Source organism: Streptosporangium sp. NPDC023615, assembly GCF_040640155.1.
GTDB lineage: Bacteria > Actinomycetota > Actinomycetes > Streptosporangiales > Streptosporangiaceae > Streptosporangium.
Genome location: NZ_JBFABE010000111.1, coordinates 1 through 13,070, shown reverse-complemented (window position 1 = coordinate 13,070; position 13,070 = coordinate 1). Strand labels below are relative to the sequence as shown.

Below are 13,070 nucleotides of genomic sequence, written 5' to 3'. Positions count from 1 at the left end.
TCGGCTTCGAGATGTCCTGGCCGTGCTTCACGGTCCCGCCGGGCGGGGAGATCGAGCACCGCGAGGGCTTCGTCTCGGCGAGCGAGTTCGGCCCGGACGACCTCCCCTCCCGGGCACGGCTGGAGGTGCCGGGAGCGGCGATGACGGCGGTGCCGCTCGCCTTCGCCCCGGTCGCCATGACGTCGCCGGACGGGGAGACCGCCCGCTTCCCGCGTGCCCTGTGCCGGTACGAGACCGAGGACGGGCGGCGGGGGCACGGCTGGACCGAGTGGCACCAGCCGCCCGGCTGGCGGGGACACGGGTGGCGTTGATCACGTTTTGACGGTCTGAGCCGGGGATACCCTCTCTGAGGTGGGGGGACTGCGTTGTCTTGATGGTTCTTATCTGACCGTTACGCCAGTGGCGTGCCGGGACAGCCTCGGCACGCCGTACGAGATCACGCTGGAGCTCCACCGCGACGGCGCGCTCTACGGGACGGTGGGCGAGCGGTGCGGCTGGTTGCTCGGCCGCCTGGCGCGGGGGGTCGCGGAGGCGCGCGCCGGCCACCAGGCGCGGTGGCCCGATCCCGACGACCGCTTCCCCGGGGACGCGGAACTCTTCTCCTTCCGTTACCGGGCCAGGAACGGCGTCGTCGGCGGGGGCGAGCTCCGCTGCCAGGTGCGCACCATCCCGGTCTGGATGCCCGGAGGACACGGAGGACACGGAGGGCAGGGAGGACAGGCGGGGCAGGGAGGACAGGCGGGGCAGGCAGGGCGCGGCCCGGCCGGGGAGTGGCGGCTCACCCGCAGGGCGTTCGTGGAGGCCTGGGGCGGCGGCGGGACGGGGATGCGCGCGGTGCTGACCTCGGCCGAGCTGGGGACGTTCGTCGAGGAGCTGGTCGCCGAGGCCGAGGAGCACCTGGGGCCGTACAAGCCGGGCAAGCCCGCCAGAACCCTGTAGAGGGGGCGGAGGGGTCCGCGGGACGGCGATAATTGCCTGTCAGTGCTCATTCGTGGCGGGTGCTGAGGGAGGGGCTCCAATGGGAGTGCGCGATCTCGTCTATCGGGTGTACGAGCGCCGGCTTGAGGCGAAGCTGTCCCGCCAGAGGGAGATGGCTCCCCGGCACGTGGGTGTGATCGTCGACGGCAACCGGCGCTGGGCGCGCTCGATGGGCATCGACGACGTGAGCCGCGGGCACCGCAAGGGCGCCGACAAGATCTCGGAGCTGCTGGGCTGGTGCCGTGAGGCCGGTGTCGAGGTCGTCACCGTCTGGCTGCTGTCCAGCGACAACATCAACCGCTCCAAGGACGAGCTGGACCTCCTGATGAAGATCATCGAGGACGTGGTCCAGGAGCTCGTGGCCGACGGATGGCACATCAAGCCCATGGGGGCGCTCGATCTTCTGCCTGATCACACGGCCCGCGTCCTGAAGAACGCAAAAGAGGCGACATCACATCGTCCCGGTTTGATTGTGAACGTTGCCGTTGGGTATGGAGGAAGGCGTGAGATCGCTGATGCGGTGCGCTCCCTTCTCCAGGAGCACGCCAGCAAGGGCGCGAGCATCGAGGAACTCGTCGAGGTCCTCGATGTGGAGCACATCGCGGAGCATCTCTACACGCGCGGCCAGCCCGACCCGGATCTCGTCATCCGGACCTCGGGGGAGCAGCGGCTGTCCGGCTTCCTGCTCTGGCAGAGCGCCCACTCCGAGTTCTACTTCTGCGAGGCCTACTGGCCTGACTTCCGCAGGGTGGACTTCCTCCGGGCCCTTCGCTCGTACGCCGCGCGGCACCGCAGGTACGGTTCCTGAAACACCTCGTGAACGGTTCCTTTCGGCTGGTCTAAACCAGTTGGAAACCGGTCAATCAGGACGTACCGTTAGAAGTAGGAGAGCACGGCTCACCTACGCCGGAGAGGGCCCGCCTTTGCGTCACGGATCGCTGAGGAGGGCCGGCCGACGGTCCCCGCTCGGTGTTCTCGTGGGCGGGTCCAGGGCCGGTCCGCATCCCAGCTCATGGCAGGGCGCCGTCATTGGCGCCCGGGGGAGAACGCGTGGCAAACCCTTCGTCCTCACCCACGTCGCCGGCAGTCAAGCGGCGCACGTACGTCCTGGACACCTCGGTGCTCCTGGCGGATCCAACGGCGATGAGCCGTTTCGCCGAGCATGAGGTCGTCCTCCCGATCATCGTCATCACCGAGTTGGAGGGCAAACGCCATCATCCAGAGCTCGGATACTTCGCGCGCAAGGCGCTGAGGTACCTCGACGACCTTCGGGTGACCTACGGACGTCTGGACGAGCCCATGCCGATCGGCGAGGGCACCCTCCGGGTCGAGCTCAACCACAGCGACCCGTCCATCCTGCCGGTCGGTTTCCGTCTCGGCGACAACGACACCCGCATCCTGACCGTCGCGCGGACCCTCGCCGCCGAGGGCAAGGACGTGGTGCTGGTCTCCAAGGACCTGCCGATGCGGATCAAGGCCGCCTCCATCGGCCTGTCCGCCGAGGAGTACCGCGCCGAGCTGGTGGTCGAGTCGGGCTGGACCGGCATGGCGGAGCTCCAGGTGACCGCCGAGGACGTCGAGACCCTGTTCGAGCACGGCACCGCCGACCTGGACGAGGCCCGTGACCTGCCCACGCACACGGGCCTGCGGCTGCTGTCCAGCAGGGGGTCGGCGCTGGGCCGGGTGCTGCCCGACAAGTCGGTGCGGCTGGTGCGCGGCGACCGCGAGATCTTCGGCCTGCACGGCCGCTCCGCCGAGCAGCGGATCGCCCTGGACCTGCTGATGGACCCCGAGGTCGGCATCGTCTCGCTGGGCGGCCGGGCGGGCACCGGCAAGTCCGCGCTCGCCCTGTGCGCCGGCCTGGAGGCGGTGCTGGAGCGCCGCCAGCACCGCAAGGTCATCGTCTTCCGTCCCCTGTACGCCGTGGGCGGCCAGGAGCTGGGATACCTGCCCGGTTCGGAGAACGAGAAGATGGGCCCGTGGGCCCAGGCCGTCTACGACACCCTGGGCGCGGTCACCACGCCCGAGGTGATCGAGGAGGTCATGGACCGGGGCATGCTGGAGGTGCTCCCGCTCACCCACATCCGCGGGCGCTCCCTGCACGACGCCTTCGTCATCGTGGACGAGGCGCAGTCGCTGGAGCGCGGGGTGCTGCTCACCGTGCTGAGCCGGATCGGCGCCAACTCCCGGGTCGTGCTCACCCACGACATCGCCCAGCGCGACAACCTGCGGGTGGGCCGGCACGACGGCGTGGTCGCGGTGGTGGAGAAGCTCAAGGGCCACCCGCTGTTCGCGCACGTCACGCTGACCCGCTCGGAGCGCTCGCCGATCGCGGCGCTGGTGACCGAGATGCTGGAGGACATCACGATGTGACGTCCCGCCCGGCGCCGGGGACGACCCCCGGCGCCGGGCGGCGTCGTGTCCGGTCCGTCCGCTCAAGGAGCCGGCCGTCACCGCGCCGTCACCGCGCCGTCATCGCGCCCGCCGTCCCCGCGCCCGATCCACCTTCGGCGGGCCGTCAGGGGGGCAGGCGGACGCCCGGGGCCGCCAGCCCCCGGTACTCGAAGCAGGTGCGGTCGCCCATCGACTTCGGGGTCCCCGGGAAGAGCCGGGTGACCTCGACGCTCCAGATGCTCTCCTGCTTGTTCTGCCGGATGGTGCAGGTGATCTGGGCGAGGCCCGCCTGGGAGATCTCGCCGTCGCCGGTGATGATCACGTTCAGCCGGTAGCCCAGGCTGTCGTCCGGGTCGCTGCGCTTGTCCGGGTTGCCGGCGCTGTCGGTGTAGCGGGTCGTCTTGGTGTCGTAGTGGCTGAAGTCGTTGAGCGCGCTGGTCAGCCCCGGCTCCGGCGGCTGCCTGCCGGCCCGGAAGAGCGTGTCGACGATGTTCTTGGCCGAGTCGGAGTCCACCGGGATCCTGGCGGGCTCCAGCCTGCCGTCCTTGAGCAGGTAGACCGTCACCCAGGTGGGGCTGTAGCTGATCACCGGCGGGCGGCCGTGGTCCTGGACGCCGGTGGGGGAGATGCCGCACCCCCCCAGTACCAGCAGGACGGCGAGCAGGCGGGCGAGGGCGAGGGCCGGCCGGCGCGTGCGCGCGGCCCTCGCGGGGAAGGCGGCCGGACCGGTGCGCACGCGGGAGGCGACGAGACCGGCTCCTCCGGGGAAGGCGGCGGGATCGGTTCTCATGTGGGGGGCAGCCAGACCGTGAAGAGCGTCCCGGGCTGCTGGGCGCGCACCGAGATCGTGCCGCCGTGCAACTGGGCGTTGGCCCGGGCGATGGACAGGCCGAGGCCGCTGCCGTCCCCGCGGGCGCCGGCCTTGTAGAAGCGGTTGAACACGAAGGGCAGGTCCTTGGCCGGGATGCCCTTGCCGTGGTCGCGCACCTTCACCTCCAGCCCGTTCGGGGTGCTGCGGGCGGTGACCATCACCGGGGGCTGACCGTGGCGCAGCGCGTTGCCGACCAGGTTGGCCACGATGACGTCGAAGCGCCGGGGGTCGAGGGAGAAGGTCAGCCCCTGGGGCACGTTCACCCGCACCTGGTCCGACCAGCCTCGCATGTCCAGGCAGTCGCAGATCACGTCGACGATGTTCACCGTGTCCACGTTCAGCGTCGCCGTGCCCGAGTCGAAGCGGCTCGCCTCGATGAGCTGCTCCACCATGGTCCTCAGGCGGGCGATCTCCCGCAGCACCAGCCGGACGGCCGCCGCGGGCTCGTGCGGCAGCCGGTCGGCCTCCTCCGAGAGCATGTCGGTGACCGCGGTCATCGCGGTCAGCGGGGTCCTCAGCTCGTGGGAGACGTCGGCGACGAAGCGGCGCGACATCGCCTCCAGCGAGCGCAGCTCCAGCACGCTCCGCTCCAGGGCGGCGGCGGTGTCGTTGAACGTGGCGGTGAGCTCGGCGAGCTCGTCCTGGCCGTGCACCGGCAGGCGGGTGTCCAGGTGGCCGGCGCCGAGCGCGCGCGCCGCCGACCCGAGCCGCCTGACCGGCAGCAGGACCCGCCGGGCCGAGGCCAGCCCCAGAAGCAGGGCGATGATCAGCATGGCGGCTCCGGCCAGGGCCAGCGGCCGGCGCAGGTCGCTCAGCAGCCGCTGCTCCTCGATGAGGGGGGCGAACACGAAGACGGTCATCCCGGTGGGCTGGGCGGTGTGGATGGGCTCGATCCGCCAGACCGGGGTGCCGATGATCAGCCACATGTCGCCCTGGATGATCTGGCGCTTGGCGACCAGCCGCCGGGTGCCCTGGACGCCGAGGTCGGTGGGGACGTCGCCGATGCCGAAGTCACCGTCGGGGTAGAGGTACTCCTCGTAGCGGACCACCACCCGGCCGCCCTGCGGGCGCAGGCTCTTCTGCAGCGCGCTGATCTCCTCGTCGGTCGGCGGGCTGTCCCCCGGCCAGAGCGCGCCGATGGGCACCCTGATCCCCTCCAGGGTGTCGCGTACGTCGCTCACGGCCACCTGCTCGGCACGGTCGATCATGCGGTTCTTGACGAACTCGTAGCCGATCACCGCGACCAGGGCGGAGGCCGCCACGGCGATCACGGTGAAGGTGAAGACCAGCCGGACGCGCAGGCCGGTGTGCGTCCGTCTCACGGCGGGCTGAACCGGTAGCCGAATCCCCGTACCGTGTGGATGAACTCGGGCTCGGCGGGAACCGCCTCGATCTTGGCGCGGACCCGCTGGACGCAGGCGTCGACCAGGCGCGAGTCGGCGACGTGGGTGTGGTCCCACACGGCTCGCAGCAGGTACCTGCGGTTGAGCACCTGGCCGGGATGGCGGACCAGTTCGAGCAGGAGCCGCAGTTCCGTCGGGGTGAGGTGGACCTCCCTGCCGCCCAGCGCGACCTTGAGCGCGCCCCGGTCGATGACCAGGTCGCCGAAGGTGATGCGGTCGGAGGCGACCGACTCCATCCGGCGCAGGACGGCGCGGATGCGGGCGTCCAGCACGCGGGGCTCGACCGGCTTGACCACGTAGTCGTCGGCTCCGGCCTCCAGCCCCACGACGACGTCGAGGTCGTCGCCCCTGGCGGTGAGGAGGATCACCGGCAGCTGGTCGAGCCTGCGGATGCGGCGGCACACCTCGACACCGTCGATGCCCGGGAGCATGACGTCCAGGATCGCGATCTCGGGCCGGCGGACCTTGACATGCTCCAGCGCCTCCTCGCCGCTGGCGTAGGAGGTGACGGTGTGGCCCTGACGGGTGAGCGCGAGCTCCAGCCCGATGCGGACCGAGGGGTCGTCTTCGACGAGGAGGATGCCTGCCACAGGGTGGTCCTTATCCCAAGGCTTGATGGAACCGCAGGGTCACAAGACCCCGACATAACGCAAACAGTACCTGAACACGATGGTCACACCCCGATTCGGGCATTCGTAGATCGACAAGGGACACCGGGGGACGGCCGCTTCAGGTGTGAGCAAAATCACCGTCATTCTTTACCTCGGGCAAAAGGGGTCGTGGCCTGGTCTTCGTTCTCCCGCGCCCCGGGCGGGGACGAGGAGACTCCGACCAACTCTCGCGTTCCGGTTGCGGACCACCCCCCCGGTCAGGGCAAGCTCATAGGTCGTGAGTTCAGGATCACGGCAACCGAATGAGAGCCCCGAGCCCGGCGGCCGGCGTTCGTCCCGCAGGGCCGGCGGAAGCGGCAGGGCGAGGGCGTCCCGAGGGACGGTCTCCAAGCGCGTGCTGATCGTGGGCGGGGTGGTCCTGCTCCTGGTGGGAGGCGGCGCGTTCACCGCGTACACCGCCGTCCAGAACGCGTCGGCGCAACCGCAGCAGCCGCTCACCCTGGACGAGATGGCGCGGGTGCTCAGCCCCGACCCGTTCGGCGCCGACCCGGAGGCCGACGCGCTCAAGGCCCAGGCCGCCCAGGCGCTCAAGGCCGACAGGCTGGAGGCCCAGCGGAAGAACCGCGAGCCGCTCAGCCAGGTCAAGATCGTCGAGGAGGCGCCGGGCGGCGGCGGCTTCAGCCCGCAGCAGCTCCCCCCGGGCACCTCCAACCCGACCGGCAACCGGGCGCTGGGCAAGCAGATGCTGGAGGCCCGCGGCTGGGGCGACCAGTGGGGCTGCCTGGAGAAGCTCTGGATGAAGGAGAGCGGCTGGAACGAGCGCGCCATGAACACCTCCAGCGGCGCCTACGGCATCCCCCAGTCCCTGCCGGGTCACAAGATGGCCAGCGCCGGGGGCGACTGGCAGACCAACGCGGCCACCCAGATCGAGTGGGGACTCGGCTACATCAAGGGCCGCTACGGCTCGCCCTGCGGCGCCTGGGCCCATTCCCAGGCCAAGGGCTGGTACTGAGACCCCGGAAGCGGGTCAAGGGCCGGTACTGAGACCCCAGGATTCGGCACGTCCGATCGCCTCGCGGTGCCGCGCACCGCACCCTTGGCGGCATGAACGTGAAGGTCAGCGTCGTGGTGCCGGTGCACAATCCCGGTGACGGCGCCGACGCCTGCATCCGCTCGGTGCTGGACCAGTCGATGGCCTCCGAGGACTACGAGGTCCTCTTCGCCGACGACGGCTCCGACGACGGCATCGGCCCGCGCCTCGACGCGGTGGCCGCGGTGCGCCCCAACGTCCGGGTGCTGCACCTGGAGCGGACCGGCTCACCGATGCGCGGCCGCAACGCCGCCCTCCTGGCCGCCAGGGGCGAGTACGTCTACCTGCTCGACCAGACCGACCGGCTGGAGCGCCCCGCCCTGGAACGGATGTACCGGCGCGCCCTGGAGACAGACGCCGACATCCTCGTCGGGCGGCTGACCGACGACCGCCGGCCGCCCTCGGCGGTCTTCGACGCCGACCGCGAGCGCGCCGACGTGGTCAAGGACCGGCTGCTCACATTGCTCACGCCGCACAAGCTCTTCCGCAGGACGTTCCTGGCCGCCCACGGGCTGGCCTTCCCCGACCCCGGCGGGCGCCTGGCCGAGCAGGCCTTCGTGCTCCGCGCCTACCTGCGGGCGAAGACCATCGTCGTGCTGGCCGACCAGGTCTGCTGCCACGTCGCCGCAAGACCCGAACCGCCCGAGGACGACCCGTACACGTGGGCCGCCGAGCTGCGCGAGCTGCTCGACATCATCGACGACGAGGTGCCCGAGGGGGGCCGGCGGGACCGGATGTACGCCCAGTGGTTCCGCACGGCGGTGCTGCGGCGGCTCGGCGGGAGCGGGTTCGTCACCTCCCCGGCGACCCGGGCCGCCACCTTCGCCACCCTGCGCGAGCTGGCCCTGACCCGCTTCCCCCCGCGCCTGGACGCTCTGCTGCCGGTGCAGGCGCGGGCCCGCGCCGCGCTGCTGCGCGCCGGCAGGCTCGACGAGCTGGTCGCGCTGGCCGGGGCCATGCGCGACACCCGCCTGCAGGCCGACCTCACCCGGGTCGACTGGGAGGACGGCGTGCTCGTCATGGCGCTCACCGTGGAGATCATGCAGAACGACGGCACCCCGATGCGCTTCGTCCCCTACGGCGACGACGGCCTGCTGTGGGAACCCCCGGTCCGCCTCGACGGCCTGCGTCTCCCGCCCGAGCTGGCCGACGTCAGCCAGGCCGCCGCCCGCGCCAGGTTCGAGGTGTACGCCAGGCACGAGGAGAGCGGGACCGTCCACCTGCTGCCGGTGGACTGCTCGATGATCCGCTGCCGGCACGGCGGAGGGGTCAGGCTCCAGGTCACCGGCACGGCCCGGCTGGACGCCGACGCGGCGGCCGGAGGCGACCCGCTGCCGGCCGGGCTCTGGGAACTCCACGTGCGGATGTACGGGGTGGCGCGCCAGGCCCGTACCCGGGTGACCGGATCCCCGCTGAGCTGCGCCGGAGCGGTCACCGGCCGCTCCGAGCGGCTGGTCGTCCCCTGGTGGTCGGCCAGGGGCGAGCTGGGGGTGTGCGTGGAGCCGCGCTCGTTCCCCGAGTCGATCGCCCTGGTCTCGCCGGGCGCCACGGCCGTCGGGCAGCGCGGGCACGTCTTCGTCGTGGTGCCCGTGCCCTACGTGCCGCCGAGCGGGGGACCGCCCGCCGAGCTTGTGCTGCGACAGGCCACGGGCAGGCTCCAGGAGGTCCTGGCGCCCGCCCTGGTGGAGCCGGGCGTCCCCGGAGAGCTCGCCGGACGGCTGATCGCGAAGATCCCGACCCGCCTGTCGTACCGCGAGGAGTTCCTCTGCCCGGGCCGCTGGGCGCCCTTCCTGCGGATGGACGGCAGGGAGACCGCCCTGCGGTTCACGGTGGTGATGAACCGCGGCGGGCGGGTGGAGATCCGCGAGCCCCTGCCGGACGGCCCGCCGCGGCACCGGCGCCCGCTGCTGAGGCGCCTCGTGCTCCGGGTGCCGGGGGTCAGGAACGCGGCCCGGGCGACCAGGACCGTCCAGCGGCGCTACATGCTCGACTGACAGTGATGATGTTCATGGTGACGCTGCGGCGGGTCTGACCCACCGACTGACTGACGTCTCGACTGTCCTGCTGGCGATCTGTCGGCCCGCCGGGCGCTCGCCGTGGGGTGGTGTCACCCGCTCAGCCGGCACTCGTTGGGCAGGTCGCCGGTCGAGGGCCTCGGCAGGGTCGCGCTCGGCGGCGGGCTCTGCCTGCGCTCCACCCACCCCTCCAGGGTCTCGAACGCGCTGCGGAAGCAGGGCAGCAACGGGCGCAGCCTGTCGGGGTGGGCGGCGTCGCAGGCCGGGGTGCCCGAGGAGCAGAAGGGGGTTCCCGCCTCGGTGTCGCCGTCGAAGGAGGGGTCGAGTTCCTCACGGTAGAGGCGCTGGGTCAGGTCCCAGTAGTACCGGTGGTGGAACGGCCACAGGAACTCCGAGCCGCGGGCGAATCCCGCGTCGTACATCGCCTGGGTGTCACTGGCGGGGTAGGCCCGCAGCGCCGGGGGCAGGAAGTTGATCAGGTTGTCGCCCCGGACCCGCCAGAGCGTGCCCTCCCAGTCGATACCGCCGTCGTAGAGCCAGGCCCGGTTCTCCAGCTGCCAGCGGACCAGGTACCCGCCGTTGGAGATGCCCGCGGCATAGGTCCGCCTGGGAAGCCTGCCGTAGCGCTGGGCGACGACGGCCTTGGCCGCGATCGCGACCTGCGTGACCCGGTCGTTCCACTCGGCGATCGCGTCACCGGGCCTGCGGCCGTCCCTGTGGAAGGTGACGCCGACGTTGCCCTTGTCCGTCACCGCGTAGGCGTAGCCCTTGGCCAGCGCCCAGTCGGAGACGGTGAAGTCGTTGGCGTACTGCTCCCGGTTGCCCGGGGTGCCGGTGACCACCAGCCCGCCGTTCCAGTCGTCGGGCAGCCGCAGGACGAACTGCGCGTCGTGGTTCCAGCCGTGCGTCGTGTTGGAGGCCGAGGTGTCGGGGAAGTAACCGTCGACCTGGATGCCGGGCACGCCCTTCGGGTTGACCGCCCCCGCCGGGTGCAGGCCCGCCCAGTGGGCCGGGACGGTGTGCCCGGAGACGGTCGTGCCCGCCGTCGTGAGGTCGTCCAGGCAGGCCTTCACCTGGCGCTCGGCACCCGGCACCGCCACCCGGTCCAGCCGGGCGCAGTGCGCCGCCGAGGTCCCGGCGCTCGCCGCCGGCGCTCCGGCCAGGGCCACCAGGGCGGCGAGGCCCGCGGCGGCGACCCCCGCGACCGTCCTGATGCGAGCGGCCTCACCGCGACGCGCAGCGTCGCCGTCGATACCGCGCATCAGATGTCTCCCCGTACGGTTCGGCGGGTGGACCCGGCCTCGTCGCGGGTGCCGATGGTGACGAGGTCACGGCCACGGGTCTCGCGCGAGACGTACACGGTGATCATGGTGAGCGCAGCGGCCCCGGCCACGTACAGCATGATCGGGAACGCCGACCTGTAGGCGCCGAGCAGGGCGACCGCGATCAGCGGGGCCGGGGCGCCCGCGACGATCGAGGCGAGCTGCGAGCCGATCGAGACGCCCGAGTAGCGCATCCTGGTGGCGAACAGCTCGGAGAAGAACGCGGCCTGGGGGCCGTACATCGCGCCGTGCAGGATCAGCCCGACGGTCACCGCCAGGGTGACGGCGGCGAAGTTCCTCGTGTCGATCAGCGGGAAGAACGCGAAGGACCACAGGCCCACCCCGGCGGCGCCGAGCAGGTAGACGGGCCGGCGGCCGAGCCGGTCGGAGAGCGCCCCCCACATCGGGATCGAGACGAAGTGGACGGCCGATCCGATCAGCACCGCGTTGAGCACGACCGGCTTCGTCAGCCCCGCCTGCTGCGTCGCGTAGACCAGCACGAACGCGGTGATCACGTAGTAGGAGACGTTCTCCGCGAAACGGGCGCCGATCGCGATGAGGACGTCCCGCCAGTGGTGCCTGAAGACCTCCACGATCGGCAGGGACCGCGAGGGCTCGGCGTTGGCGACCGCCTGCTGGAACACCGGCGACTCGCTGATGGAGAGCCGGATCCACATGCCGACCAGTACCAGCACGCCGGAGAGCAGGAACGGGATCCGCCAGCCCCAGCTCACGAACGCCTCGTCGGTCTGGACCGCGGCCAGCAACGCCAGCACGGCGGTGGCCAGCAGGTTGCCGCCGGGGGCGCCCGCCTGCGGCCAGGAGGCCCAGAAACCGCGGCGCGCGGTGTCGCCGTGCTCGGAGACGATCAGCACCGCGCCGCCCCACTCGCCGCCGAGGGCGAAGCCCTGGACGAGCCTGAGCAGGGTCAGCAGCAGCGGCGCCCACAGGCCGATCGACGCGTGGGTCGGCAGGCAGCCGATCAGGAAGGTCGCCCCGCCCATCAGCAGCAGGCTGACCACCAGCAACTTCTTGCGGCCGAGCCGGTCGCCGAAGTGCCCGAAGACCAGCGCGCCCAGCGGACGGGCCACGAAGCCCACCGCGTAGGTCAGGAACGCCAGCAGGGTGCCGGTCAGCGGCTCCGAGTCGGGGAAGAACAGCTTCGGGAAGACCAGCGCGGCGGCGGAGCCGTAGAGGAAGAAGTCATACCACTCGATCGTGGTGCCCACCAGGCTGGCACCGACGATCTTTCCGATGGGGGTACGGGATTTCTCTGCCATCTCACTCACCAGGGGGTCGCTGTCGGGGGATGGCGCTACCGTACGTAGTGACCTGCGTCACTCCTATGGGTACGGGCGCCATAGCCGTCGAGCGCCCTATGTGGGTGCGCCGAACCGTGTGCGGGCACGGGCCCGAGGCCCCGGCCGCTCAGCCGCTGAGGCGGTGCAGGCGCAGGGCGAGCTGGATCTCCAGGGCGCGGTCGGGCGACTGCCAGTCCTCGCCGAGGAGCTGCCCGACCCGCTCCAGGCGCTGGGTGACCGTGTTGACGTGGATGTGCAGGCTCTCGCTCGCCCGCGACAGCGAGCACCCCGTGCCGAAGTACGCGGCGAGCGTCCGCACCAGCGTCGTCCCCCTCCGGGCGTCGTAGTCGATCACCGGGCCGAGCGCGGAGGCGACGAACGTCCCGATCTCGCGTCCCTCGCCGACCAGCAGCCCGACGAAGCCCAGCTCGGCGGTGCCGGCCCCGTCCCCGGCCCGCCCCAGTGCCACCAGCGCGTCGGCGCAGCGCTGCGCCTCCCGGTGGGCGGCGGCCACCTGCGCGGGCCCGCGTACGGGACCTCCGGCGCCCGCCGTGGCGGGGTGGCCCAGCGAGGCGCTCAGCTCGGTCGCCACCTGTTCGGCCACGGGGCCGGGCCGGTCCCCCGGCAGCAGCAGGACGATCTCGTCGCCACGGCGGGCGGCGAGACCGTGCCGCAGGGTCGCCTGGGAGGACGCCCAGAACGCGGCCCGATCGCGTCCGCCACCGTGGCGGACCACGACCACCACGTGATCGGCGTCCAGGTCCACCCCCACCCGGCGGGCACGGTCGGCCAGGCCGTCGAGGGCGGGCCGGGAGATCAGGTCGTCGAGCAGCTCGCCCCTGACCCGGCCCTCCGCCTCGGCCACCGAGCGCCTGAACAACAGCAGCAACGCGGTGACCAGCGCGGCCCGCTCCAGGATGCGCTGGTCGGCGTCGGACACCTGACCGCCGGCGCGCAGCACCAGTGTGCACAGCGGCTCCGCGCCCACGTCCACCGACGCGACCAGCAGGTCCCCGCGCCGCACGGTACGGCCCAGCGCCCTCGACGACCGGGCCGCGTCCGCGATCATGTCCGCGGTGGTGGAC

Annotated in this window: 11 protein-coding genes and 1 pseudogene; 6 read left to right on the top strand and 6 right to left on the bottom strand. The window is 71.9% G+C overall.

All coding sequences use genetic code 11. The features are described from left to right. The 4 genes and pseudogenes from AB0G16_RS37305 to AB0G16_RS37290 form a co-directional block, all read left to right on the top strand. Positions 1–311 (top strand): annotated as a pseudogene (locus AB0G16_RS37305) (hypothetical protein); the annotation flags it as partial. Positions 312–399: 88 nt separating this feature from the next. Next, positions 400–939 (top strand): hypothetical protein, encoded by a 540-nt coding sequence (locus tag AB0G16_RS37300; RefSeq protein ID WP_362815505.1) that lies wholly within the window; start codon positions 400–402, stop codon positions 937–939. A gap of 79 nt (positions 940–1,018) precedes the next feature. Then, the gene (locus AB0G16_RS37295; RefSeq protein ID WP_362815504.1) at positions 1,019–1,786 is read left to right on the top strand and encodes an isoprenyl transferase; all 768 of its coding nucleotides are present in this window, start codon (positions 1,019–1,021) and stop codon (positions 1,784–1,786) included. Positions 1,787–2,028: 242 nt separating this feature from the next. Then, positions 2,029–3,351: a PhoH family protein gene (locus tag AB0G16_RS37290; RefSeq protein WP_362815503.1), complete on the top strand. Its 1,323-nt coding sequence runs from the start codon at positions 2,029–2,031 to the stop codon at positions 3,349–3,351. A 145-nt stretch (positions 3,352–3,496) separates the two neighbouring features. Here the strand turns inward: AB0G16_RS37290 and AB0G16_RS37285 are convergent, their stop codons facing one another. From AB0G16_RS37285 to AB0G16_RS37275, 3 genes are read right to left on the bottom strand one after another with little or no spacing between them, the layout of a single operon-like run. Continuing rightward, positions 3,497–4,162, bottom strand: a complete 666-nt coding sequence (locus AB0G16_RS37285) for a hypothetical protein (protein WP_362815502.1) — start codon at positions 4,160–4,162, stop codon at positions 3,497–3,499. Continuing rightward, entirely contained in the window at positions 4,159–5,565 is a 1,407-nt protein-coding gene (locus tag AB0G16_RS37280) for a HAMP domain-containing sensor histidine kinase (RefSeq protein WP_362815501.1), read from the bottom strand. Before AB0G16_RS37280 ends, AB0G16_RS37285 begins: the two co-directional genes overlap by 4 nt. Then, complete coding sequence (locus AB0G16_RS37275; RefSeq protein ID WP_362815500.1) at positions 5,562–6,236, bottom strand: response regulator transcription factor; 675 nt, start codon at positions 6,234–6,236, stop codon at positions 5,562–5,564. The genes AB0G16_RS37280 and AB0G16_RS37275 overlap by 4 nt, the downstream gene beginning before the upstream one ends. A gap of 415 nt (positions 6,237–6,651) precedes the next feature. On the opposite strand from AB0G16_RS37275, the gene AB0G16_RS37270 reads away from it, so the two are divergent. After that, entirely contained in the window at positions 6,652–7,269 is a 618-nt protein-coding gene (locus AB0G16_RS37270) for a lytic transglycosylase domain-containing protein (RefSeq protein WP_362815499.1), read from the top strand. A 92-nt stretch (positions 7,270–7,361) separates the two neighbouring features. Continuing rightward, positions 7,362–9,341: a glycosyltransferase family A protein gene (locus AB0G16_RS37265; protein ID WP_362815498.1), complete on the top strand. Its 1,980-nt coding sequence runs from the start codon at positions 7,362–7,364 to the stop codon at positions 9,339–9,341. 113 nt (positions 9,342–9,454) lie between these two features. On the opposite strand, the gene AB0G16_RS37260 is transcribed toward AB0G16_RS37265, so the two are convergent. From AB0G16_RS37260 to AB0G16_RS37250, 3 genes are all read right to left on the bottom strand, one after another. After that, on the bottom strand, positions 9,455–10,624 hold the full coding sequence (locus tag AB0G16_RS37260) for a tannase/feruloyl esterase family alpha/beta hydrolase (protein ID WP_362815497.1): 1,170 nt from the start codon (positions 10,622–10,624) through the stop codon (positions 9,455–9,457). Next, on the bottom strand, positions 10,624–11,964 hold the full coding sequence (locus AB0G16_RS37255; protein WP_362815496.1) for an MFS transporter: 1,341 nt from the start codon (positions 11,962–11,964) through the stop codon (positions 10,624–10,626). The genes AB0G16_RS37260 and AB0G16_RS37255 overlap by 1 nt, the downstream gene beginning before the upstream one ends. 148 nt (positions 11,965–12,112) lie before the next feature. Then, positions 12,113–13,070, bottom strand: a 958-nt coding sequence (locus AB0G16_RS37250; protein ID WP_362815495.1) for a helix-turn-helix domain-containing protein, incomplete at its 5' end; no start/stop codon positions are given.

Coding starts and splice junctions, on each gene's coding strand:
- AB0G16_RS37265 (WP_362815498.1), top strand. CDS start 7,362: ATGAACGTGAAGGTCAGCGTCGTGGTGCCGGTGCACAATCCCGGTGAC.
- AB0G16_RS37260 (WP_362815497.1), bottom strand. CDS start 10,624: ATGCGCGGTATCGACGGCGACGCTGCGCGTCGCGGTGAGGCCGCTCGC.
- AB0G16_RS37285 (WP_362815502.1), bottom strand. CDS start 4,162: ATGAGAACCGATCCCGCCGCCTTCCCCGGAGGAGCCGGTCTCGTCGCC.
- AB0G16_RS37295 (WP_362815504.1), top strand. CDS start 1,019: ATGGGAGTGCGCGATCTCGTCTATCGGGTGTACGAGCGCCGGCTTGAG.
- AB0G16_RS37255 (WP_362815496.1), bottom strand. CDS start 11,964: ATGGCAGAGAAATCCCGTACCCCCATCGGAAAGATCGTCGGTGCCAGC.